Origin of the sequence: Brachyspira intermedia PWS/A (assembly GCF_000223215.1) — a bacterium.
GTDB lineage: Bacteria > Spirochaetota > Brachyspiria > Brachyspirales > Brachyspiraceae > Brachyspira > Brachyspira intermedia.
In genome coordinates, this window is record NC_017243.1 from 175,965 (window position 1) to 200,752 (window position 24,788).

At 26.6% G+C, this 24,788-nt stretch carries 20 protein-coding genes; 12 read left to right on the forward strand and 8 right to left on the reverse strand.

The features are described 5' to 3' along the window. Window positions 1-648 precede the first annotated feature (648 nt). Window positions 649-2,028 carry a cell envelope integrity protein CreD gene (creD, locus tag BINT_RS00835; RefSeq protein ID WP_014486659.1) on the forward strand — a complete coding sequence of 460 codons (1,380 nt, stop codon included), beginning with the start codon at window positions 649-651 and terminating at the stop codon, window positions 2,026-2,028. Between the two features lie 450 nt (window positions 2,029-2,478). Here creD and BINT_RS00840 read toward each other — a convergent pair whose 3' ends face one another. Then, entirely contained in the window at window positions 2,479-3,411 is a 933-nt protein-coding gene (locus tag BINT_RS00840) for a DUF7638 domain-containing protein (protein WP_014486660.1), read from the reverse strand. A 421-nt stretch (window positions 3,412-3,832) separates the two neighbouring features. On the opposite strand from BINT_RS00840, the gene BINT_RS00845 reads away from it, so the two are divergent. Together BINT_RS00845 and BINT_RS00850 are read left to right on the forward strand one after the other, a co-directional pair. Further along, on the forward strand, window positions 3,833-4,246 hold the full coding sequence (locus BINT_RS00845; protein ID WP_014486661.1) for a hypothetical protein: 414 nt from the start codon (window positions 3,833-3,835) through the stop codon (window positions 4,244-4,246). Between the two features lie 285 nt (window positions 4,247-4,531). Continuing rightward, entirely contained in the window at window positions 4,532-5,842 is a 1,311-nt protein-coding gene (locus BINT_RS00850; RefSeq protein ID WP_014486662.1) for an NCS2 family permease, read from the forward strand. A 229-nt stretch (window positions 5,843-6,071) separates the two neighbouring features. Here BINT_RS00850 and BINT_RS00855 read toward each other — a convergent pair whose 3' ends face one another. Continuing rightward, window positions 6,072-7,169 (reverse strand): aspartate-semialdehyde dehydrogenase, encoded by a 1,098-nt coding sequence (locus tag BINT_RS00855; RefSeq protein ID WP_014486663.1) that lies wholly within the window; start codon window positions 7,167-7,169, stop codon window positions 6,072-6,074. Between the two features lie 636 nt (window positions 7,170-7,805). Between BINT_RS00855 and BINT_RS00860 the strand changes: the two genes are divergently transcribed. The 6 genes from BINT_RS00860 to BINT_RS00885 all read left to right on the forward strand — a co-directional run bounded on the left by BINT_RS00860 (window position 7,806) and on the right by BINT_RS00885 (window position 12,974). Beyond that, entirely contained in the window at window positions 7,806-8,408 is a 603-nt protein-coding gene (locus BINT_RS00860; RefSeq protein ID WP_083818237.1) for a PepSY-like domain-containing protein, read from the forward strand. A 48-nt stretch (window positions 8,409-8,456) separates the two neighbouring features. Further along, on the forward strand, window positions 8,457-8,708 hold the full coding sequence (locus BINT_RS00865; RefSeq protein ID WP_014486665.1) for a PepSY-like domain-containing protein: 252 nt from the start codon (window positions 8,457-8,459) through the stop codon (window positions 8,706-8,708). A gap of 155 nt (window positions 8,709-8,863) precedes the next feature. After that, window positions 8,864-9,868 carry an Ldh family oxidoreductase gene (locus BINT_RS00870; protein ID WP_014486666.1) on the forward strand — a complete coding sequence of 335 codons (1,005 nt, stop codon included), beginning with the start codon at window positions 8,864-8,866 and terminating at the stop codon, window positions 9,866-9,868. A gap of 18 nt (window positions 9,869-9,886) precedes the next feature. Continuing rightward, the gene (locus tag BINT_RS00875; RefSeq protein ID WP_014486667.1) at window positions 9,887-10,555 is read left to right on the forward strand and encodes a DNA alkylation repair protein; all 669 of its coding nucleotides are present in this window, start codon (window positions 9,887-9,889) and stop codon (window positions 10,553-10,555) included. Between the two features lie 538 nt (window positions 10,556-11,093). Further along, complete coding sequence (locus BINT_RS00880) at window positions 11,094-11,867, forward strand: tetratricopeptide repeat protein (RefSeq protein WP_014486668.1); 774 nt, start codon at window positions 11,094-11,096, stop codon at window positions 11,865-11,867. A gap of 786 nt (window positions 11,868-12,653) precedes the next feature. Continuing rightward, window positions 12,654-12,974, forward strand: a complete 321-nt coding sequence (locus tag BINT_RS00885) for an Imm26 family immunity protein (RefSeq protein ID WP_083818238.1) — start codon at window positions 12,654-12,656, stop codon at window positions 12,972-12,974. Window positions 12,975-13,121: 147 nt separating this feature from the next. On the opposite strand, the gene BINT_RS00890 is transcribed toward BINT_RS00885, so the two are convergent. Continuing rightward, window positions 13,122-14,246 (reverse strand): hypothetical protein, encoded by a 1,125-nt coding sequence (locus BINT_RS00890; RefSeq protein ID WP_200859222.1) that lies wholly within the window; start codon window positions 14,244-14,246, stop codon window positions 13,122-13,124. An 840-nt stretch (window positions 14,247-15,086) separates the two neighbouring features. Between BINT_RS00890 and BINT_RS00895 the strand changes: the two genes are divergently transcribed. Next, window positions 15,087-16,889, forward strand: coding sequence for a methyl-accepting chemotaxis protein (locus tag BINT_RS00895; RefSeq protein ID WP_014486672.1), 1,803 nt, complete (start codon window positions 15,087-15,089; stop codon window positions 16,887-16,889). 47 nt (window positions 16,890-16,936) lie between these two features. Here the strand turns inward: BINT_RS00895 and BINT_RS00900 are convergent, their stop codons facing one another. Beyond that, the gene (locus BINT_RS00900; RefSeq protein ID WP_014486673.1) at window positions 16,937-17,833 is read right to left on the reverse strand and encodes an AAA family ATPase; all 897 of its coding nucleotides are present in this window, start codon (window positions 17,831-17,833) and stop codon (window positions 16,937-16,939) included. A gap of 163 nt (window positions 17,834-17,996) precedes the next feature. Here BINT_RS00900 and BINT_RS00905 point away from each other — a divergent pair, with 163 nt between their 5' ends. Both BINT_RS00905 and BINT_RS00910 read left to right on the forward strand, forming a co-directional pair. Continuing rightward, the gene (locus BINT_RS00905) at window positions 17,997-19,040 is read left to right on the forward strand and encodes a hypothetical protein (RefSeq protein WP_041177131.1); all 1,044 of its coding nucleotides are present in this window, start codon (window positions 17,997-17,999) and stop codon (window positions 19,038-19,040) included. Between the two features lie 84 nt (window positions 19,041-19,124). Then, window positions 19,125-19,541 (forward strand): single-stranded DNA-binding protein, encoded by a 417-nt coding sequence (locus tag BINT_RS00910; protein WP_014486675.1) that lies wholly within the window; start codon window positions 19,125-19,127, stop codon window positions 19,539-19,541. On the opposite strand, the gene tmk is transcribed toward BINT_RS00910, so the two are convergent. The 4 genes from tmk to BINT_RS00930 all read right to left on the reverse strand — a co-directional run bounded on the left by tmk (window position 19,510) and on the right by BINT_RS00930 (window position 24,665). Next, window positions 19,510-20,121, reverse strand: coding sequence for a dTMP kinase (gene tmk / locus BINT_RS00915; protein ID WP_014486676.1), 612 nt, complete (start codon window positions 20,119-20,121; stop codon window positions 19,510-19,512). The genes BINT_RS00910 and tmk overlap by 32 nt on opposite strands. A 360-nt stretch (window positions 20,122-20,481) precedes the next feature. Beyond that, on the reverse strand, window positions 20,482-21,633 hold the full coding sequence (mraY, locus tag BINT_RS00920) for a phospho-N-acetylmuramoyl-pentapeptide-transferase (protein ID WP_014486677.1): 1,152 nt from the start codon (window positions 21,631-21,633) through the stop codon (window positions 20,482-20,484). 218 nt (window positions 21,634-21,851) lie between these two features. Next, window positions 21,852-22,649 carry a flavin reductase gene (locus tag BINT_RS00925; protein ID WP_014486678.1) on the reverse strand — a complete coding sequence of 266 codons (798 nt, stop codon included), beginning with the start codon at window positions 22,647-22,649 and terminating at the stop codon, window positions 21,852-21,854. 744 nt (window positions 22,650-23,393) lie between these two features. Continuing rightward, window positions 23,394-24,665 carry a hypothetical protein gene (locus tag BINT_RS00930; RefSeq protein ID WP_041177132.1) on the reverse strand — a complete coding sequence of 424 codons (1,272 nt, stop codon included), beginning with the start codon at window positions 24,663-24,665 and terminating at the stop codon, window positions 23,394-23,396. Window positions 24,666-24,788 lie beyond the last annotated feature (123 nt).

The window sequence follows — 24,788 nt, forward strand, 5'->3', positions numbered from 1 at the left end:
ATAAAAATATACAATAATAATATATACTGAAAATTTTTAACTTTGTCAAATATTCGCCATACCCTACGGGTACACTTCGTGTGGGCTTTCCGCACGGTATTGCAAATCATTATGGATAGCCAACTATACGTGCGGCTGATTACTTATTATTGTACAAAAATTATTTAATCAATATTATATAATATTGATTTGATATTATAAAAAATTATAATTTATATTCACAAAAAAGTAGCTGCCACAGGCACGCTTCGCGAAAACGCAATTGCTATAACTTTATATTTTAAGAATATCTATCAAATATGGTGTAATACCCTAATTTTAGGTTAAAAATGCAGTTGTTTTGGTTCTCGCCGCAGGCGGGCTTCGCCTTATACCAATACCGAAAGGTACCTACTCGGTAAAAGAACTGGGGGTTCGTGGGCTAGTCCCCGAAAATAATAACAATATAAAAAATAAAATTGACAAAATATAGTTTTGTAGGTAATGCTAAGAAAAGATAATATTTAAACTATTTTACCAATTTATATTACAAATCATACTATACAATCATTTTTATATATTATTACTATTTTTTATTACCTATTTATGGTATTATGGTTTTTTATATCAAATATAATTTTTTGAAAATAACTTTTTATGAGGAAAATAATGATAAAAAATTTTAATGAGATAACAAAAACTTTAGGTTTTAAAATACTTATAATAGTGATATTAGGTCTTTTGCTTTTGATACCTATGTCTTTTATAAACAGTGTTGTAAGAGATAGAATCAGTTATCAAAGAGAGGCTGTATCTTCTATAATAGAGCCTGTGGGAAGCAGTGCCAATATACAAGGTATAGTTGTTGCAATACCTTATTTAACTAGGGTTATTGACAGTGAGACTAAAGAGATAAGCTATATAAGAAAATATATTTTTTATATGCCTAATGAATATAATGTTACGGGCGATGTTGAAGTTTCAAGTTTAAACAGAGGAATATTTAAAGCCCCTATATTCAATTCTAAATTAAATATTACAGGAAGATTTGATAAATACAATGCTGAAATATATAATTTAGATGAAAATAATGATACTATACTTTATGATGAAGCTATGATTATATTAGGAATAGGAAATAAAAAGAATCTTATGAAGCTTCCTACTATATTAGTTAATGAAAATGAAGAGCTTAAATATTATGAGAAAAATATTAGTATAGCTTTAAATATGTTTAATAATAAATTCTTCTATACCATTTCAAGAGATAGAATATTAAATGGTTTTGATTTTAATATTACAATGGACATTCAAGGAGGAAACTCTCTTATAATAACTCCATTAGCTTCTGAAAACACTTTTAAAATATCTTCAAAATGGAAAGATCCTAGTTTTACAGGCGGATTCTTGCCTACAAAGAGAGAAGTTAATAATGATGGATTCAATGCCGAGTGGAATATAGCCAGTTTTAATACAGCATTTACTAAGTATTGGACTAGCGATGAAAATGCAAATAGAGCAGATAATATTGATGATACTCAATACTTCACTGCAGATCAAAATCTTAATAGATCATCAAACAATGTTTTAATATCTTTTCTACTTCTAAATGATAATTATCAGAAAACATCAAGAAGCGTGAAGTATGCAATATTATTTATATTCATTCCGTTTTTTGTATTATTTTTATGCGAGGTGCTTTCAAAGAAACGCATACACCCTGTTCAATATATATTAATAGGTATAGCTAATGCAATATTCTATCTACTTCTTTTAGCTATATCAGAACATATAAACTTCAATATTAGTTATTTTATAAGTGCATTGATGGTAACGGCTTTAACTTCAATATATATAGGCTACATTATAAAATCGCCGAAGTACACTATTTCAATGGCTATTGTAGAGGCTTTGATATACATATTCTTATTTGGAATACTTCAGCTTACTGATTATGCATTGCTTATGGGAACTTTAGGTTTATTTGCTGTTATTGCTCTTGCTATGTACTTTACTCGCAATGTTGATTGGTATGGTGAGAATAACTAAGTGAATTCCCGCACGGTGAGCTTAGCTTTAAACATAATAAAAATTATAATTATGAATTTGTTATAATATTTAAGTTTAGTTTATCGTGCGTTGTATATGCTATAAATTTAAATATCCGCTTGGGTGGGTGCTAACAAATTCTAATTTGGCAGAAAGAAAATAAAAATTTATATTGCATATTAATATTTAAAATATAGAGGGTGGGGTTTGTAATTAAATTTTAAAACTTAAATTACATACCCCCCCCTTTAGATTTATTATCTATTTTGTAATATGAAATTTTATTTAAATTTTTTGCTTAATTAAGAAAAAAAGATTCCCGCCCAAGATTTTTTTAAATTTATAGCGTTTACTTAACGCATGCTTTATACAATATTGTTTTTTTGCTATAAGTATAATTTTAATCTTGATTATATTTTTTGTTTTGCTTAGCATGCGAGATAATAAAAATTATACTTCTCTTTTTATATTAGGCGTATATATTATTCTTCTAAAATCAGAGTCTTTATCATCCATATTTCCTAAAAACATTCTCTCATGTTTAGGTACTTTTTCATAAGCCTCTTTTAATAATTCTCTGTTATAATCTGAAGGATATACAAGATAATTATGGTAGCATTTTATTGCATAATCAAAAGCATTTTCTTTACCTGAAATCTCTTTTATATTTTCTTCTATCTCTTTTAATTTTTCTTTTTTATTTGTGTACTTTATAGTTGGTTTTAATTTCAGTTTGGCAAGATTTTCTATTATGATAGTATCATCTTCTTTTGGATATAAAAGCAGTTCATTTTTCTCAAACATATTTTTTATATCATCAAAAGAATATATATTGTCATCATTATATATTGATATTGTTTCATCATCATAAATGGCATAGCAAGTTAAAAATATTTCTTTGCTTGATGAATAATTATCAGATTTTCTAAATATAAAATAACTTTTACCATCGGATAAATCATATCCGAATTGCCCTTTCATTTTAAAATCAATAGGATTAGCCATAAATGATACTTTTAATTTTTCCAATTTTTCTATTTCTCTTTTAGTAGTTTTATAAATATTCTGCATTTCAGGATTCATTTCTTTTAATATGCTTTTAATGTATTCATAATAATCATCTTTATGAAGCCACTGTGATTCTAATATTTTAAAATTGCCTATACCATGAATATCCAATTTCTCATTATCTTCTATAAATGATACAACCCATTTTCTCTCCAATGCTTTTTCAAACTGATAAATATCAAATTTCTCCCAAGCACTTACTATACCATCTTCATAAATTGCTAAATTAGAAAGAAAATAAGAACTATTTTTAATAATACCAAAAAAACTTCTGCCTTCTATTTTTGCATTTCTGTATACATTATTTTTGTTCATAAAGATATTCCCTTGTAATTAATAAATATATTGTTTTTTTAATTTATTTTCACTCCCCACCCTTTATATTTATCGTTTTTTGTTGAAAAGTTTGTTTAAAATATTTTTTTTGATTAGTTTAAAAAAGCATGCCCGCCCAAAATTTTTTTAAATTTATAGCGTTTACTTAACGCATGTTTTATGTAAGTTGTTTTTTTATTTTAAGTATAATTTTAATTTTTTTATATTTTTTGCTTTGCTTAGCATGGGTAATAGTATTATATTTTTTATTGTTATTTAAGTAATCTTGACAATTCATTATTTTTTTATAGAATAAAATGAATATAAAATCAAAAAACATTTGCTATTTTAAAATAAGTATTAAGCTGTAATAATTATTGTAGATAACTTGTGTTTACAATATTAATAAAAGGATAGAAAAATGACTAAACATATTAATAAAATTATAATTTTAATTGTATCTGTTTTTATTTTAAGCTGCAGTAATAAAGTAACTAATCCTGGTAATAAGGTAACTATTTCTAAAAGAAAAGGAACATATGAAGGTATTGCAATTCGACCAACTTTCAGAATGAGAATAATGTTTAAACTTGATGATCAAGCAAATATAATTTATTTGGAAAGGTCTAGTGGAAAACCAGTAATAACTGAGGATAAGAAAATAAATATTTCAACAGATGTTTATTCTATAGCTACAGAATTTTCTTTTGTATTAGAAAGTACTACATACACAATACAATTTAATAGTGATAGTGAAATATCAGGCGGAAAATTACTAGAAAATAATTCTAGTACTGGTGAAAATAATAATTATGATTTGACAAAAATAGAATAATAAAAAATTATAATTAATACTGCGAAAAATACAAAACATATATGCAAATAAATGATATTTATGCATATATGTTTTTTTATATTAAATTTAAATTTCTTATTTAATTAATTATAATACTGCTTTTCAAATTTTCAGAATTTCATTTTTTATTTCTTTATTCTTAATTAGGATTTAATCTGTATTTATAAATAAAAAAATATTGCAAAAATTATAATCTCATATATATTATAGCTTTCATAATTAAAAATAGTTATGAAGAAAAAACTGTTATAAGGAATATATTTTATGGACAAATTTTTTAAGCTAAAAGAATATGGTACTAATGTAAAAACAGAGATAATAGCAGGCTTTACTACTTTCATGACAATGGCTTATATACTAGCAGTAAACCCTAGCATACTTAGTGCAACAGGTATGGATAAGGGAGCAGTATTTACAGCTACAGTAGTATCTGCAATAATAGCAACTTTGATAATGTCTTTACTTGCTAATCTTCCTTTTGCTTTAGCACCTGGTATGGGACTTAATGCTTTCTTTGCTTATACTGTAGTATTGGGTATGGGTTATAGCTGGCAAACTGCTTTAACAGCTGTATTTATAGAAGGTATTATATTTGTTGTTCTTACTATTTTTAATGTGAGAGAAGCTATAGTTAATAGTATACCTGTTAATATGAAAAGAGCTATTTCAGTAGGTATAGGATTATTCATAGCTTTTATAGGACTTCAAAACTCTAAAATCATAGTTAATAATGATGCTACTTTACTTGGACTTGGAAACATTACTTCAGGCAGTGCATTACTTGCTATTATAGGACTTCTTATAACAGCAATTTTATTAGCATATAATGTAAAAGGAGCAATTCTTTTAGGTATACTTATTACTACTATAATAGGAATACCTATGGGACTTACAAAAATGTCTCCTGATGCTAGCCTTGTACCTCCTTCATTAGAACCTATAGCTTTTAAACTTGATTTTAGCAATATATTCACTCCTAATATGTTCATAGTATTATTTACTTTCCTTTTTGTTGATATGTTTGATACAGTAGGTACATTAGTTGGAGTATGTACTAAAGCAGATATGCTTACAAAAAATGGAGAAGTTCCTAGATGTAAACAGGCTTTATTTGCTGATGCTGTAGGAACAGTTGTAGGTGCATGCTTAGGTACTTCTACTGTTACTACTTATGTAGAAAGTGCATCAGGTGTTGCTGAAGGCGGTAAAACAGGTTTAACTTCTCTTGTTGTTGCTATATTATTTGCTGTTTCATTATTCTTATCACATATATTTCTAGCTATACCTTCTGCTGCTACTGCACCTGCTTTGATTATAGTTGGATTATTCATGATGACTCCTATATTAGAGATTAATTTCAATGATTATACAGAGGCAATTCCTGCTTTTATATGTATAATATTTATGCCTTTCGCTTATAGTATAGCTGAAGGTATAACTTTCGGAGTATTATCATTCACTATATTAAAGTTCGTTTCTGGTAAAAATAAAGATATATCATTATTAACTTGGATATTATCAGCACTTCTTTTAATTAAAATACTTATGCCTATAATACAAGGATTCTTAGGATAATTGATATTTAATTAATTGATTTGAATATTTAAACAGAGGGATTTTTATATCTCTCTGTTTTTTTATTTAATAATTTCTTAATTTGAATAGTTTGTAATTTTATTGGAATTCAAAATTTGAAAAGTATGTTTATTACAAAATTCAAAATTAAGAAATTGATTTAATGCAATAAAAAAGAGGTTATCTAATAATAGATAACCTCTTATTAATTTTATATTTATTTAAATCATTATTTCTTTGTTGATTTTCTTACACATGGTTTTCTAGCAGGTTTCTTTTCTGCTACTGCTTTCTTTTCTGAAGAATTGTCATCAGATTTTTTTTCTAATTCAGGTAAAAGAAGTTCAGCTATTTGTACAGCATTTGTAGCAGCACCTTTTCTTATTTGGTCTCCTGCACACCAGAATACCAATGAATTTTTAGCACTGATATCCTCTCTTATTCTTCCAACATATATATTATCCTGATTAGAAGTATCTAAAGGCATAGGATATTTAAACTTAGCAGGATCATCAACTACTTTTACACCTTTTGCTTTAGATAATAATTCTTTAGCTTTTTTAGCAGTGATTTTTTTCTCAGTTTCTATTGTGATAGATTCACTATGGCTTCTTATAACAGGAACTCTTACACAAGTACAGCTTATCTGCATATCAGGTGTATGAAGAATTTTTCTTCCTTCATTAGTCATTTTTAATTCTTCTTTAGTGTATCCGTTCTTATCGAAAGAATCAATATGAGGAATTAAATTGTGAAGTATTTGATATTTGAAAGTACTATTTTTAAGTTTTTTTCCTGCAACATAATCTTTTATCTGCTGTTCTAATTCTTCCATACCTTCTTTACCAGCACCGGAAACAGCCTGATAAGTAGAAGCTATGATTCTTTTTATCTTTCCGAATTTATGAAGCGGAGCTAATGCCACTAAAGCTATTATTGTAGAGCAGTTAGGATTAGCTATTATTCCTTTATGAAGCTTAACATCTTCAGGATTAACTTCAGGAACTACTAAAGGAACATTTTTATCCATTCTGAAAGCACTGCTATTATCTACAACTATACTTCCAGCTTTTACAGCTAACGGACTTAATTTCTTACTTAAATCAGCTCCTACAGCAACCAATGTTATGTCCATATCTTTGAATGAATCTTTAGTTGTCTTTTCGATTGTGTATTCTTTTCCGTTAAATTTTACTTTTTTTCCTGCTTCTCTATTTCCAAGAAGTCTTAACTCATTGATTGGGAATTTTCTTTCTTCCAATACTTTAAGCATCTCCTGACCTACAGCACCGGAAGCCCCTAATAAACATAAATTTACTTTTTTCATAATAGTGTACCATTAATTATTTTTTATTTTTTGTTCCTGCAATTATATATTAATAATATATTAAAATCAAGAATTTTTATATATAGAAATATTTCTTTTTTAATTTGATTGAGATGATTTAATTATAATTTTTTATAAAAATGAATTACAAGATTAAATTATAGAATCAATAAATAAATGTCTGTAATTAGACTATTGATTTAAAGCTGTTTTTTAATAGTGATATAAAATGTTTTTTAAAAAATAAAAACTTTGTATATGTTGCAAATTAAATTAATGAATATTTATGTATTTTTATTATTATATAAATTTTGACTTAGTAGTAAGCAATAATTTTTAAGATTACATAAGTCTATATAAGAAAAAAGATTTTGATACATTAAAAATCATTCTTTATAAAATTTATAATGACTCATTTTTATAATTTAATATTAAAATAATTCTGAATATGATTTTTTCAAATATCTTAAAACAAGTCTAACATAAAAAGCTAATATAATTTTAAAAAAATGTAAATTTTTAGTAAAAAACTAGTAAAATTAATTGACATAATTATAAAATTGTACTATAATACTAAATGTAAAGATAATTTACCTGTTACTAAATTGTCTTTACAAAATAAAAAACAGGAGAAATATTATGACTATAAAAAAAGCTTTATTTATACTTTTTGTTTCAGCAATGCTTACAGGTTCATTGTTCGCTCAATATGACGGATATTATGATAATAATCAAGGCGGTGGTCAAGGAGGATATCAAGACCCTTATGGACAGCAAGGCGGCGGTCAAGGAGGTTATCAAGACCCTTATGCTCAGCCTCCTGCTCAGCAAAATTATCAAGATCCTTATGCTCAGCAAGGTGGTCAGCAGCAATATGGATACGGTGTACAATTATCTTCTATACCTCAGAATGCTCAGAACTTTATAAAACAGCATTTCCCTAATATAAAAGTTACTTTCATTGAAAGAGATTGGGAAGATATAGAAGTATATTTAGAAAATGGAACTCAAATAGATTTCTTCCCTAATGGTGATTGGAAAGAAGTTAAATGCTATGGAAATATGCCTGCTACTATATTGCCTGCTAATGTTATGAATACAATAAAAAGAACTTATCCTAATGCTGCTATAGTGAAAATAGAAAAACAGTTCACTATATTTGAAATAAAATTAAACAACATGATGGAATTATATGTTGATAATAATGGTCAGTTATTAGGTCAAAAATGGGACGATTAATTAAATAATTATAATAAAAAAATAAAATATTAATTAAAAGGAGAAAATATGAAAAAAATACTTTGTTTATTAGTAGCTTTGACAGTTTTAAGTACTTCAGCTTTATTTGCTGATTGGTATGTACCTCTTAATCAAGTTCCTCAGGCTGTAATAGCAACAGCTAAAAGAACTTATCCTCAAGCTGAGATTTGGGCAGTAGAGATGGAACATTATAATGTATATAAAGTAAAAATGAATAATATGATGGAATTATACATTGACAAATCAGGTCAGTTATTAGGTCAGGAATGGGACGATTAATATAAATAAACTTTAATATAAAATTCGAACAAGGGATATTAATAAAATCCCTTGTTCTTTTTTTAACTTAATATTTAAATAAAATTATATTGACATTATATCTGTAATTATGTAAACTATAATATGTTTACTAAATTACAGAAGGTATTTGTATAATGGTTATAGTGAAAGTAAATGATTTAATGCAAAAAGTATATGATAAATTCAAAGCAGCAGGCGTATCAAATGAACAGGCTGCTATAGTAACAGATTTATTAATTTACGCTGATCTAAGCGGTATACATTCTCATGGAGTTTTAAGAGTTGAACATTATATAGAAAGAATAAAAGCGGGCGGAATAAATTTAAATTCAAAATTCAATATAGAAGAAAAAAGACCTTCTTTTGCATTAATGGATGCTGACGGCGGATTCGGACATGTTGCAACGCAGTATGCTATGGAATGGGCTTTAGAAACAGTTGAAAAACAGGGTATTGCTTTAATAGGAATAAAAAATAATAGTCATGCGGGTGCTTTAGGTTATTATAATAAAATGGCTATACATCAAAATAAGGTTTCTTTAATAATGGTTAATACTGATCCTTGTGTTATACCTTTTGGCGGAAAGAGACCATTTTTCGGTACTAATCCTATAAGTTATGGATTTCCTGCAAAAAAAGATTTTATACTTGGAGATATGGCAACAAGCGAGGTATCACTCGGACGCATATTTACTGCTCGTGAAAATAATGAAACTGTTCCTATGAATTGGGGTGTTGATGAAAACGGCAATCCAAGTTCAAATCCTAATGAGATAAAATATGTTGTTCCTTTCGGAGGAGTTAAGGGATATTTAATAATGACTATGGTTGAGGCATTTACGGGGCTTTTAATAGGACAGGCATATTGCAATAATTTAGTAAAAATGTATGGCGATATGGACAAAAAAAGAAATCTTTCTACATTTATACTTGTTGTTGATCCTGCTGTTTATAATGATTTGGATACTTATTTAAATACTGTTCAATCATTCATTGATGATATAAGAAAAGAGCCTGCTTTAAAAGAAGGAGAAACTATATCTATACCGGGTGAGAGAAAAGAGGCTTGTTCTGCCGACTACTTAAAAAATGGAATACCTTTATCTGAACATGTTTATAAATATATTTTTGATAAATAAAATTTTGGGCTTTATTAAATGAGTGATTTATATACTACTCTTTCAAAAGAATTTGAGAAATTAAAAAATGAAAAAGAAGCTATTTTCATGGCTAAATACATGAAAAACAATTTTGAGTTTTTAGGTATTCATTCAAAGGAAAGAAAAGAAGCTCAGAAAAAAGTATTCAAAACAATTTCAAAAGATGAAAAAGAGTTTATTGATTTTAGCTTTACAGATAAATGCTATGAGAATAAATACAGGGAATTTCAATATGCTTCTTTAGATTATTTAAATTCAAAAAAGAAATATTTAAATAAAAATCATATAGAAAAATTAAAAGAATATGCACTTACAAAATCTTGGTGGGATAGCATAGATTGTTTAGACAGGATAATTGGCAGCATTGCTTTAAGAGATGAGTCTGTCAATAATATACTTTTAGAATGGTCTTTGTCTGATAATATTTGGCTTAGGAGAATAGCTATAGATCATCAGCTTTTAAGAAAAGATAAAACCAATACTGAATTATTAGAAAAAATAATCATAAATAATCTAAACAACAAAGAATTTTTTATAAACAAAGCAATAGGGTGGTCTTTAAGGGATTACAGTAAAACTAATCCTGATTGGGTGAGAGATTTTATAGAAAGGCACAAGGAAAACATGGCTAATATCAGCATCAAGGAAGCGAGCAAGTATATTTAATTTATTATTGTTGCTAGTGATAAACTCATAATTATAAATTTCAGTACCAGCCCAAGTGTTTATTAGATTTTAAATCTTTTTAACGCACGGTAAACAAAATTAACAATATAATAAAAATTTGAATTGCAAATAAATCTATATATTTAGCTTTACTCTGCGTGCGGTGAATGCACTATAATTTTAAATATAACTTGGGTGGGTTGTTAGAAATTCTGTTTATACTTCAAAGAAATAAAAAATCATAATTGCAAATTAAAGTAATAAGCCTAAAGGGTGGGCAAATGTAATTAAGCTTTAAAACTTTATTTACATACCCCGCCCCTTAAAATTTACTGCTTTATTTTGAATTATAATATTGATTATCTTTATAGCTTAATTATAATTTGTTAGCACCCGCCCAAGTGCTTATTATCTTGAAAATTTGTTTAATGCATTTCAGCAAAAAAATTAATTGTTCTAATATTAAATAATAACAGCTTGAAAATACCAAAAAATGAAATATATTATTTTCATAATAAAAAATTATTTGAGGTAAAATATGTCATCAGAAAAATATTATGAAGAAGGTTTAAATTATTTTAAAGAGAGAAAATACAAAGAAGCTATAGAATCTTTTGATAAAGCAATAGAGTTAGACCCTAATAATAGTAATACTTATTATAACAGAGGAATTACTAAAGTAAATTTAGGACAGTATGAAGAAGCTATAAAAGACTATGATAAAGCTATAGAGTTAAACCCTAATGATAGTGATACTTATAATAACAGAGGAATTGCCAAATATAATCTAGGACAGTATCAAGAAGCTATTAAAGACTATGATAAAGCGATAGAGTTAGACTCTAATGATAGTGATTCTTATAATAATAGAGGAATTGCTAAAAAAAATTTAGGACAATATAAAGAAGCTATTAAAGACTATGACAAAGCAATAGAATTAGACCATAATTATAGTTCTGCTTATAGCAATAGAGGAATTGCTAAAAAAAATTTAGGACTGTATGAAGAAGCTATAAAAGACTATGATAAAGCAATAGAATTAGACACTAATGATAGTAATGCTTATAATAACAGGGGACTTGCTAAAGGAAGTTTAGGACAATATAAAGAAGCTATTAAAGATTTTGATAAATCTATAGAGTTAAACCCTAGTTATAGCGATGTTTATAATAACAGAGGAGTATCTAAAGAAAATTTAGGACAGTATAAAGATGCATTAAAAGATTATAAAAAGGCTTTGGAATTAGATTCTAATAATAACATAGCTAAAAATAATATAAAAAATCTTCAAAATAAATATGGTTTGAAATGACTTTACGCACGGTAAACAAAATTAACAATACGATAAAATTTAAATTTCAAATAAATCTATATATTTAGCTTTATTCTGCGTGCGGTGAATGCATTATAAATTTAAAAAAACTTGGGTTGGTGTTAACAATTATGTTTAAACTTTAAAAAATAAAAAATCATAAATGTAAATTAAAATAATAAGTATAGAGGGTGGGCAAATGTAATTAAGCTTTAAAATTTTATTTACATACCCCGCCCCTTAAAATTTATTGCTTCATTTTGAATTATAACATTAATTATTTTTATAGCTTGATTAGAAATTTTAGTACCCGCCCAAGCAATAATTAAATTTTTTGCTTTACTCAACGCACGATTAACTAAATTAAAATATAATAAGATTTTGAATTATAAATAGTATTTGTGTATTTTTAAAAATATTAGATTATTATAACATAATTTTAAAGTGTAGTTTTAATTATAAAATGTGCTTTTGCAACTTTGACGAAGTCCGGTAAAAGTTGATAAAAAATAACTTTTCAAATTTATTTTAACCCCCACCCTTTAAAGTTTGTTGCTTCATTTTGAATTTTAATATTGATTATCTTTATAGCTTAATTATAATTTGTTAGCACCCGCCCAAGTTTTATTGAAATTTTTTGCTTTACTCAACGCACGATTAATATTTAATTTTTTATTATCAAAATTCGATTATTAATTAATGTATATTTATAATCCTATTCTGCGTGCGTTTAAATATAAAAAAGGTATAATCAATAATGAAATATTTTGAAAAAAAGAAGGCAATATATTTTTTATTCCTTTGTTTTTACCAAATGATATAAAAGATAATATTAAAAACTATTCAAAAACAAATTTTACTTCTGAAGAAAATTACGCTTTTGGAAGACTAATTGAAATTGATAAATCCGGAGGTGATTTAATCGAAATATTTAATTATACAGGTAATATTCCTAATGATAAAGATGATATAATTAAATCAGGACTTATGTTTGATCCACTGCATATATCAATGGCATTCACTAAAAAAAGATGGAGATTCATTTTTGAAGAATTGAATTATGATAGAGAAAGAGATTCCAATTATTCAAAAATAATTTTTTATTAGGTGATGAATATGATCCGAAATTGCGTATAGGCAGTAAAATAAAAACAATAAAAAAATATGATGCAAATAAATATAATGAGTGGATTGTTTATACTCCTACAGAGATAGAGACAATGATAAAAAATATATAATCAGTAATAAATAAAATCAAGTTTGCTGGTGTAACATTGCCGTAATATTACAATCAGTACAGATTTCTATAAACAAAGTACCTTCTGCCATAGATTCAATAGTATGCCAATGAATCTGCATTAAGTATTTCATTTTCTTTCCGCAGCTTGGGCATTTCATATATTCCCAGTCCTGAACCCAATTGGCAAATCCTCCTATTGTATTTAAAGTATCATCAAATGCACCATAAAACAAAGGAACTTCATTTTTTGAAAGTATATAATTATTATTATGCATTGAATTTAATTCTTCTTCCTCTATATAATTTTCTTCAGAAGCATAATAGTTTTCTGACTCTTTATCGAAAGGAAGTATCTCACTTCCTCCTTTTAAGTCATACTTTGAATAAGTTGTATTGTAAATTACGCAATTAGGACAGCATGAAGCTTTTATTATTCCATCAACACCTATAAATTTTAGTCTTTCATCTCTGCCGTCAATAATAGCCATATCCATATTTCTGCATCCGCATTCAGGACAATTTTCATCTCTTAATGAAGCTATTTTAATAGGGCTTTTTTCTTTTTCTTCTTTGATTTGAGCTTTATCTAAATAATAGCATTTATCGAAATTAAGTATTTGTCTTTTTTTATCCTTATCAAAAGTCCAGCCTGCACATTCAGCATAAACTGAAGAATCAACATAAAGTTTCTTTCTCCATTCTCTTGGATTCATTTCAAAATCATATAAACAGTCAAGTGCAACATCATCTCCCTGCATAGCTAAACATGATAATAAATTAGCTCCTTCAGAATAATCTTTAGTTGCTCTTATTCTTTTTATAAGTTCATCTCTTATTTCTTCACTAGCTTTATAATAAAATACTTCAGGATAATAAATTTTTTTCTCTAATGCTTTTTTTGCTATATCTTTTAAATCTATATTTCTATATGCAATCAGATCATAAATGTAAATGCCATTTGATAATTCTTTATCAACATTTTTTTCTTTTAAATCTTTTATATATTTATTGATAATCTCTTTTATTTCATCATCAGTTAAAGCAAGAGTTTTATTTCTTTCTTCTTCTGCCTTACATTTAAAGCATAAACCTTTATAACCTAATTCTGTTTCGCATTTATCACATTTATATTCAAGCATAGTTTTACCTCTTTTAAAATAAAGCTGACTAATTTTATAACAATTCATTTTTATAATAGTTAAACTCTACGCACGGTGAACAAAATTTTTAATATAATAATATTTTAATTGCAAATAAATCTGTATATATAGCTTTACTCTGCGTGCGGTGAATGCACTATAAATTTAAATACAACTTGGGTGGGTTGTTAGAAATTCTGTTTATACTTCAAAGAAATAAAAAGTCATAATTGCAAATTAAAGTAATAAGCCTAAAGGGTGGGCAAATGTAATTAAATTTTTAAACTTAAATATTAAAATTCACTGCTTCATTTTTAATTTTTATAGATAATTAGAAATTTTAGCACTAGATCAAATATTTATTAAATTTAAGAATGATTTATAAAATTTTATATTATAAAAAATTAGCACTTTTGCAACTTTGACGAAGTCCGGGAAAAGTTGATAAAAAATAAGTTTTCAAATTTATTTTAAATCCCACCCTTTAAAATTCATTGCTTCATTTTTAATTTTGATATTGATTGTCTTTATATCTTAATTAGAATTTGTTAGCACCCGCCCAAGCTTTATTTAAATTTTTTGCTTTACTCAACGCACGATTAACTAAATTTGTAATATAATAAAATTTGAAATAAAAATAAAACTATATTTATAACTTTGCTCTGTGTGCGTTTAAAAAATAATAAATTTAATTTTCATATATGATTTTCAAAACTACATAAAGAATAAATTTTTTTTATTTTTCTTCTAAAAAATTTTGTATTTTTTTAATATTTTTGAAAATTTTTTTTATATTTAATCTTGTAAAAATATAATTAAAAGTAAATTGTGGAGAAATTTATGAAAAGAGGATTAATGTTCAAGTTTTTGAGTATTTTTTCTATATTTCTTTTTGCTGCATTTTTAGCTATATTGTTTATATACAAGCCAATATATAAAGCAAAATTCTTAAAGGAAAAATACTTTCAAACTTTAAATTCAAAAAACGAAACAGAAGCATATGTAAAGGAAATAAAAAACACAGTCAATTTGATAGTTAATAATTTAGAAGCTAATCCTGATTTAGAAACATTCGGAAATTTTATAACCAATGTTCAAAAAACAGGATCAGGTTATTTAAACATGTATTTTGGTGATACTGTACCATATTCAGAAGGCGGAGTATATATAAATACTTTAGAAGAATATCCGCGTACATATAATCAAATTTCAAGACCATGGTATAAAGATGCCATAGCTACAAATGATATAGCAATAAGCGATCCATACATAGACTTTGCTGTTAATGAACTCACAGTTACATTTAGTAAGGCTATATACACAAATGGAAAATTAAAAGGAGTATTTGCTATAGACTTTGCTGATATGAATAGCATTATGAAAGATATAAAAGAAAATTTTGATGAAAGTTTTTATATAGTATCGCCTAACGGAATATATATGACTCATGAAAATAGCGATTATGTTTTAGAGGAAAATAAGAATTTATTTACAGATCCGCTTTTTACTTCTTTCAAAGGCAATCTAATATCGCATGTAGGAGAAGTTAAAGTTGTAGGCAATCAATGGTATGCTGTACAAAAAACAGATAATGCTCCATGGATATTAATATTCAAAGGAGATGCCAGCGAATTAAATAATCAATTTATGATTTTAATGCTTGTGATATTTGTTGTTATGGTTATTCTTTTATTCCTTGAAGGATTTCTAGTTTATAAAATAGTAAAGCCATTAAAGAATACAATAAAGATTATAGACTTAATGAAAGAGGGTAATTTTAATAGCGTATTTAATAAAGAAGATTTAGCACTAAAAGATGAGTCAGGACATTTGGTTAATTCGGTTAATGATATGCAAAACAAAATATCATCTATAGTATCAGAAATAAAAATGAATATGGCTTCTATTAATAATTCAAGCGGACAAATATCAAATGGTATAGATAATTTATCGGATAGAACATCTTCGCAGGCAGCAGCTATAGAACAAGTAAGCGGTGCTATAGAAAATTTGTTTTCTTCTATATCGGAAACATCAAAGCATACTAATGATGTAAAAGAGATGAGTAATAAAGTAGCGGATTCTACAAAGCTTGGAGTTGAGGCTGTCACTCAGATTTCAAATAATATGGTTGATATATCAGAGTCTAGTAAAGAGATATCAGATATAATAAAGCTTATACAGTCTATAGCATTTCAGACAAATATACTTGCTTTGAATGCAGCTGTAGAAGCGGCTAGGGCAGGGGATCAGGGAAAAGGTTTTGCAGTTGTTGCTACAGAAATACGTTCGCTTGCTCAAAATGTTAATGATGCTGCCGGAAAAATTACTACCATAATAGAAAATACTGTTGCCAAAATAGAAACAGGAGATGAATCTGTTAAACATTCTTTAGAAATACTTTTAAATATAGAGTCTTCTGCAAATGAAGTTTCAGAAGTTTTAACTAATCTGTATAATGCTGTTTCAGAGGAAGAAGGAAGCGTAAAAGAAATTGCACTTGCTATGAATGAATTAAATAATATCACTCAGGAAAATGCTGATCTAGTACATAACAGTGCTATTTTGGGAAGAGAAGTTTCTAATAATACAGAAAGCGTTTATTCCGAGTTAGAATATTTTAAATTACATAAAATAGGATAAAGCAAAACAAATAATCATATAGTGCATGTAAGAAATGCATTATATGATTATAATATATTAGTGCCGTCATCATCATCCATGTTTCTTCTACGATCTTTATTATCTCTATCGTCCATATTAAGACTTAATATTCTAAGTCCTTCAGTACCGAGTACAGATTTTAATGCTATTAAAAATGCTGTATCCCTGCTTGATGCAATATTGCTTTTGTATAATTTCATAGCATATCTAGCCATATTAATACCATCTCTCACAGAAAAAGAAGCATTATTAATATGAGATTTTTGTAAGAATCCTACAGTAATCTTTAATATTTCATCATCAGCAAAAGGAAGATTCATTTTTAATATATCATACTCTTCTTTGACATCAGGGAATGGAAGTTCTATTGTAGGCTGTAAACGTGAATGAATATATTCAGGAAGCTCAAAAGTGCTGGCATCATCATTCATAGTAACTATTACTCTAAAATCAGGATGAGCTTTTATTTTTATTCCAGCTATTACGCTTTCTACATATCTTCTGTCATCAAGAAGCGGAGCAAGCGAAGCCCAAGTCTTTTCACTCATTCTGTTTCCTTCATCTAATATGGCTACACCGCCTTTGATCATAGCAGTAACCAAACTAGAAGCATGATAGCTTATTTTATTGTTTTCAGATATTACAGGAATAATTATAAGGTCTTCCGGTCTTGTATCTACAGTGCATTGAAAAATATAAACATCTCTATTAAGAAGCTCTTTTCCTACATAATATGAAAGAGTAGTTTTTCCGGCACCTGGTTTTCCTACTATTCTAGGGTTTAGAGGTATATCATCTTCTGAAATTAAATGCCAAGAAGCCATTATCTGTCTTACTAAATCATTCTGTCCTGTCCATTTTATATTCAAATTATCCGGATGTGATAATGTAAGTTCAACATTTTCTATTTGCACTTTTTCCATATTTAAGCCTCTTTTTTAAGAAATTTATAGTTAATCAATGATATTATTAATTTTATAAAAAGTCAATTATTTATAATAATTTTGATGATTTGTATTGATTTATTGGTATTAATTTATATATTAACAATTATAATATTATAGTAAAAATTAAGGGCGAGTATATATGTTTAAGAAGTCTTTGTATGTATTTATTCTTATTATGTTGTTTATTTCATGTAAGAATAATAATCAAAATAGTTCATCAGAAAAAAATAAAAATGGTTCTGAAATACAAGAGTCTAAATTTTATTTGCTTGAAGGCAGCATATCCGGAGAAAAGGCTGATATGTATCTTTACGTAAATGAAAAAGATAAAAAAGTAAGCGGTTATTATTATACAAAAAATAAAAAATCAGTGATTACAGGTACTATTAATAATAAGAAATTGAATTTGCAAGAAGTTGATGAAAATAATAATATGCATGCTTCTATAGTGGGTAATTTAAGTGATGATATAGTATTAAGTGCTGAAATAAAATATGAAGAATCAGAGGAAGTTAAAGATATGGAATTTTCATTAAATAGAAATCTTCCAGTATATTATGCTGATATAATTGATTATTATAAAAATGAAAGCATAAGTAATTCTATATTTTCATATCATAGAACTTTATTTTTATTCAGTAAAAGTAATGATATGAATTCTGTTGATATGGAATCATCTATTAATTATGTTGAAGAGGAATGTGATAATTATTATAATGAATGGAAAGGACTTTTAGATGTTAGCAATACCACTTATGAAATAGATAATACAATTAATGTAGGTTATATAGATAATAAAATAATAGCACTTGATAATTATTCATCTATGTATACAGGTGGAGATTATACTGCAAAAGCTAATATTCAAGAAGTATTTTCACTAGAGAGTTCTAACCTTATTACTATAAGAGATTTAATATCAGACTTCAATAATCCTGATTTAATCTCATTAATGAGAGATAAAATATTAGAAACAGGTTATTCTAAAGAAGATTATTATGAATTTAATTCTATAACATTGGAAAGCTCATCTTTCAGAATACTTCCTAATTCTATAAATTTTGTATGGCAGGCTAATGATATATCTCCATATTCAGTAGGAATCACAGAGATAAGTTTTACATTTGAAGAATTAAAACCTTATGTAAAAGATGTTTCTCCTCTATATTACTTGTTTTTATAATTTTTTATTAAATTTAGGCTTAAATTGATAAAAAAATTTGTTTAACTATTAGCATAAAGACAATAAATTAATAGGAGTTTTAATATGTCAGGAAATGCTAATATTATAGTAATTGAAGGAAGATTAACAAAAGATCCAACTTATATGAAAACTAAAAATGGAAAATCTCTATGCAAATTTTCTATAGCTAATAACAGATTCTATTATACAAACGGAACTTTGCAAAAGGAAGTATATTTCTTTGATTTAGTTACTTGGGGATATAATGCGGATAGGGCAGCAGTTACTTTATTTAAAGGAAGACATGTACTTGTAAGCGGAGAATTAAGACAAAATATTTATACAGCAAAAGACGGTACTAAAAAAAGTGCTATTTATATACTAGCATTAGATATAAAAAATTTGGATAAGAAATCTATAGGAAATACTTCTTATACAAAAACTGCCAATAATCAAATAGTATCAGATTTTATTGAAGAGAATCTAGAGGAAGTATTTTAGATTCTTTTATAGTATTTAAAATTTCATCTTTAATTGATTCTTGAGTTTTTGAAGCATCTATATGATGTATATATGAAGCATTAAAGGAGTAGAATACTTTATCAACTTCTTCTAAATAATGCTTATTTTCAAATCTATCAACGAATCCCCTTTTTTCCATGATTCTGTTTAAAGCAGTTTCTATATTAAGATGGAGTATGAATACTAGATCAGGCTCTAATATAAAATCTTTATGTAGATTGTATATATATTCTTTATCAATTCCTTTAGCACCTTGATATGCTATAGATGAATACATATATCTGTCCAATACTATTACATATCCGTCATTAATGGCAGGTTTTATCATATGTTTTATATGCTCTTTTCTGTCGGCTATAAATAAGGATAACTCCTCTTCAGGTTTTAAATCTTTGGAAAGCATACTTTCTCTCAATTTAGAACCATAATAAGCATGAGTTGGTTCAAAAGTATATATAGATTTTATTCCAAGACTATTCAAAGCATCAGTGAGCATCATGCCAATGCTTGATTTTCCTGAACCGTCAATACCTTCTAATACTATTAATTTTCCTTTCATATTATTTTTTCCTAAATTATATTTACACCCTACCCGTATTATAAATATAACAATTATTAAAAATAAATCAAATTATTTAATAAAAATTGTTATATCATTTTGAAAAATGTTTGTCCGATTTCGGTTAATTTGAAAAACGGTCAAAATTTTTATGTTATTGATAAAAAATATTTATTTGTTATTTAAAATATTTATCCTAGTTTAGAATAATTTTTATTTTATTATTGCTAAAAAATTGTTCGCTTACAATGATGACAAATCAATTTTACATATATCTACAATTTTTTATTATTATACTAATCTCCAATAAATTAGTCAACAAATTGACCAATTTATAGTCTATATTTTAATTATATTTAATTATCTTATTTTAAGCGTAGCTATACCAATAAGAGCCATTATTATTCCTATAATATAGAATCTAAATACCACCTGAGTTTCTTTCCAGCCCGATTTCTCAAAATGGTGATGCAAAGGGGCCATTTTGAATATACGTTTTTTATTAAAGAATTTATAAGAAAATACTTGTAAAACTACACTTAAAGCTTCTGCCACATAAACGGCACCTATTATAACAAGAAGCAATTCATGTTTTATAAATAAGGCTATAATACCCAAAACTCCGCCTAAAGATAAACTTCCAACGTCCCCCATAAATACCTGAGCAGGGTGAGCATTAAACCATAAGAATCCTAAACCTGCACCTATTAAAGCGCCTACAAAAACTGTAACCTCTCCTGCATCTGATATGAAAGGTATTTTTAAATAAGTTGCTATTAATGAGTTTCCTGATACATAAGAGAGAACAGCCAAAGCCATAGACATTATTATTAATAGACCTATAGCAAGTCCGTCAAGTCCGTCAGTTAAATTTACAGCATTACTCATACTCACTACAACAAATGTAGCAAATGGTATATACAAAATTTTTAAGTCTATATATATTGTACTTGCAAATGGTAAAAATATAGTAGAAGAAGGAACTTGAGCCACTTTTACAGCTTCCAATACTCCTATACCTTGATTGAGTTCAAATGTCATTAAAAATGTTGATTTATCAAAATAGTATAAGTAAACACCTATTATTATTCCTACAAAAGTTTGAAAAAATATTTTATATTTTCCCGGAAGTCCTTTTGAATTTTTATATTTTATTTTTAGGAAATCATCTAAGAAACCAGCTATTGAAAGTATTACTAATGATACAGTTAGAAGTATTATTTTTAAATTATCTAATTCAGCCCATAACAGCACACTAATCAATATGCTTCCTACTATAAATATACCTCCCATAGTAGGTGTACCTGTTTTTACTAAATGTGTTTCAGGACCGTCATCTCTTACTACTTGTCCAAAATTTAATTTTCTTAATTTCTCTATGATATTAGGAGCAAATAAAAGTACTAATATCAATGCAGTAGCTACAGCACCTGCAGTTCTGAATGTAATATATCTAAATAGGTTAAAACCAAAAAATGATTCTCTTAATGGATAAAAAATTTGATACAACATAATTATTTACAACCTTTATATAATTGAAAAAGTTAAATGTTTATTGTAAATATACTATTATATATATATTGTTTTGTCAATTAAAAATATTATGTTAATTAATTATTTTTTTAAAATTATAATAAAAATTATAATTGAATGATTTTATGCAAATATAAGGCAGTGCATATTTCTATACACTGCCGTAAAATTGGGGTAAAAATTAGTTTGATTTATTATTATGAGATTTTTTCAAAGTTACTTTTAGGCTCACCGCATATAGGACATTTCCAATCGCTTGGTAAATCCTCGAAAGGTATATCGCCGTTATATATATGATTACAAGTTCTGCATTTATAAACTGCAGATGATTTATTTTTATTAGGCTCTACTTTTACGAAATTCTTTTTAGGTTCACCGCATATAGGGCATACCCAATCTTCTGGTAAATCTTCAAAAGGTGTATCGCCTTTATATTCAAATCCGCAAGTTTTACATTTATAAACAGCTTTATTGCTATTGCTATCTTCTTTCTTATAAGCATTAGCAGTTGAAGCATTAGGAGGTGTTGTGCCTTTAACAACATTATGATAATAAGCATAAGTCATAGATGCTGTTTGATTATCAAATATATCAGCATCTAGAAGCTCTCCTATAAATATAGTATGAGTATATACTTCAAAACTGTTTACTACTTTACATACTAAATATGCATTTGCTGCTTTAATTACAGGTAAACCTTCTTTCATTTCATAAGCAACATTTTCAAATTTATTATTATCTCTTGAACTTCTAAATCCAAACCCTCCTATTAATGTAGAATCGCTTTTTTCTGAAAGTATAGATAAAGCAAATTTACCATGTTTCTTTATACATTCATTAGTATAATTGTTTCTATTAACACTAATCATAATAGTTGTAGGTGTAGCTGTTATTTGAGTAGAAGTATTTATAGTACAGCCTACAGGTTTATCATTATCCATAGTTGTTAAAATATACATTCCATAAGAAAGTTTAGTTAAAGCAAAATCGTTCATATACCCTGTCCTTATTGATAATAATTACTAATTATATAGTTATTTTATAAAAAATCAATACTAAATAATAATTTTTAAACAAAAAATTGAGAAGATTTTAAATCGAGCATCTATCAGCTTTATCTGATAGAGTTTTTAAAGCGATATTTTTTATATATAATAAGAAGTTTATAGCTAGCAATTTTAAAGCTATAAATAAGCAGCTGATAACTTTAGTTGTCAGTTATTAAAAAATAAAAAATCGAGCGTCTATCAGCTTTATCTGATAGAGTTTTTAAAGCGAGATTTTTTATATATAATAAGAAGTTTATAGCTAGTAATTTTAAAGCTATAAATAAGCAGCTGATAACTTTAGTTGTCAGTTATTAAAAAATAAAAAATCGAGCGTCTATCAGCTTTATCTGATAGAGTTTTTAAAGCGAGATTTTTTATATATAAGCAAAAATAAAAAATCGAGCGTCTATCAGCTTTAGCTGATAGAGTTTTTAAAGCGATATTTTTTATATATAATAAGAAGTTTATAGCTAGCAATTTTAAAGCTATAAATGAGCAGCTGATAACTTTAGTTGTCAGCTATTTTTGAGCTCATTTATAGCTAGCAATTTTAAAGCTATAAATGAGCAGCTGATAACTTTAGTTGTCAGCTATTTTTGAGCTCATTTATAGCTAGCAATAATGAAAAAAAAATCAGACTGCCATTTATAATAACAATCTGATTTTATTTTTTATTATCTATATATCTTATTAATCAATTACTTTATCTATATAAAATAATTCGTCTGTTAAATTAGCTCTTTGATATTTAATTGAAGAGTTCAAGTTATCTGCTTTCTTTATAGTAAGATTTACAACATCTTCTTTGTTAGCAAGTCCTGCTGTTGTATTTACAGAATTATTTATCACAACAGAAAGTCCTGTTTGTCCTAATTGTCTTGTTAATAATTTATTACCGCTTATATTATTATTAGCAGTGCTATAAACTACTAATGACTTAGGCAATAAAGGTATGCTTCCATTTTGATTAAAGTTTTTATCAGTTGGATCTATAGGAGCTATATTTAGTCCTTGAACTTCATTTTTACTGACTCCTTCTATCCAATTAAGCAAAACAGTATCCATATCATTTCCAAGACCATATTTTGATGTAATATTTAGAAGCCTTTGTTCACTTGTTAATGAAGGATCAGAATGTGCTATTTCTTTATAAATATTAAAGTTTCCGCCTGTTCTAGCATCAAGCCATTTCATAAACATTGATGAAGAAGCATAACTAAGTAATACATGACCAGGAGTAAATACAAAACTCCAATCAGTGTACATAAAATACCAAGAGTAAAAAGAATAATAAGGATTATTTATGAAAAAATTTATTCTCGAATCAGTAAGAGTTGATGAAAATAGATGAGATGTAGATTCTGAAAGTGATTCATTAAGCCATATATCCATTGCTTTATTTTTGAGCATTGCATTGTTATAATAGTTAATTAAATGCTGTAATTCATGCATCATAAGTCCTATTGTACTTTCACTGGTAGGAACATTAATATGTAAATATTCTCCAGGTACTCCAGACTTACCGTATATTAAATCATTGGCACTAAAATATCCTCCTGTTATTGATGTGGTTATATTTGTATTAAGGTTAGCCATTAAAAATATTACTTTTCCATTTCCGTCAAAATCAGGAATTTCTCCATATATTTCTATTTCTTTAGGTATGTAATTTTCAAACTCTCTTAAAAAAGATAATATATCTCCTTTTGTGATGCCTTTATCAATCTGACTTTCTTCTACATAAATAATTGCATTTGCTGATTCAGCTAGCTTTTTAAATGTCCCTTCAACAGCAATCATAGCATCTGTTTTGCCGTCATTTATTTTATAATAATATGTTTTTCTTATGGCGTTATTAGGTTCATAATATGTTATATCACTTACAGAAGGTGCTGTAACTTTATTACCGCATGAAGCAATAAACATAAAGATAATGAATAAAAATATGTAACTTTTCTTCATAAGTTATTCCTTATAATTTTTGATTTAAGCAAATAATAATATTATTTGCTTAATAGTAAATTTTTTTACTTATTATTACAATATGAAATTATCTAATATCTTATAAAATTAATTTTTTATTAA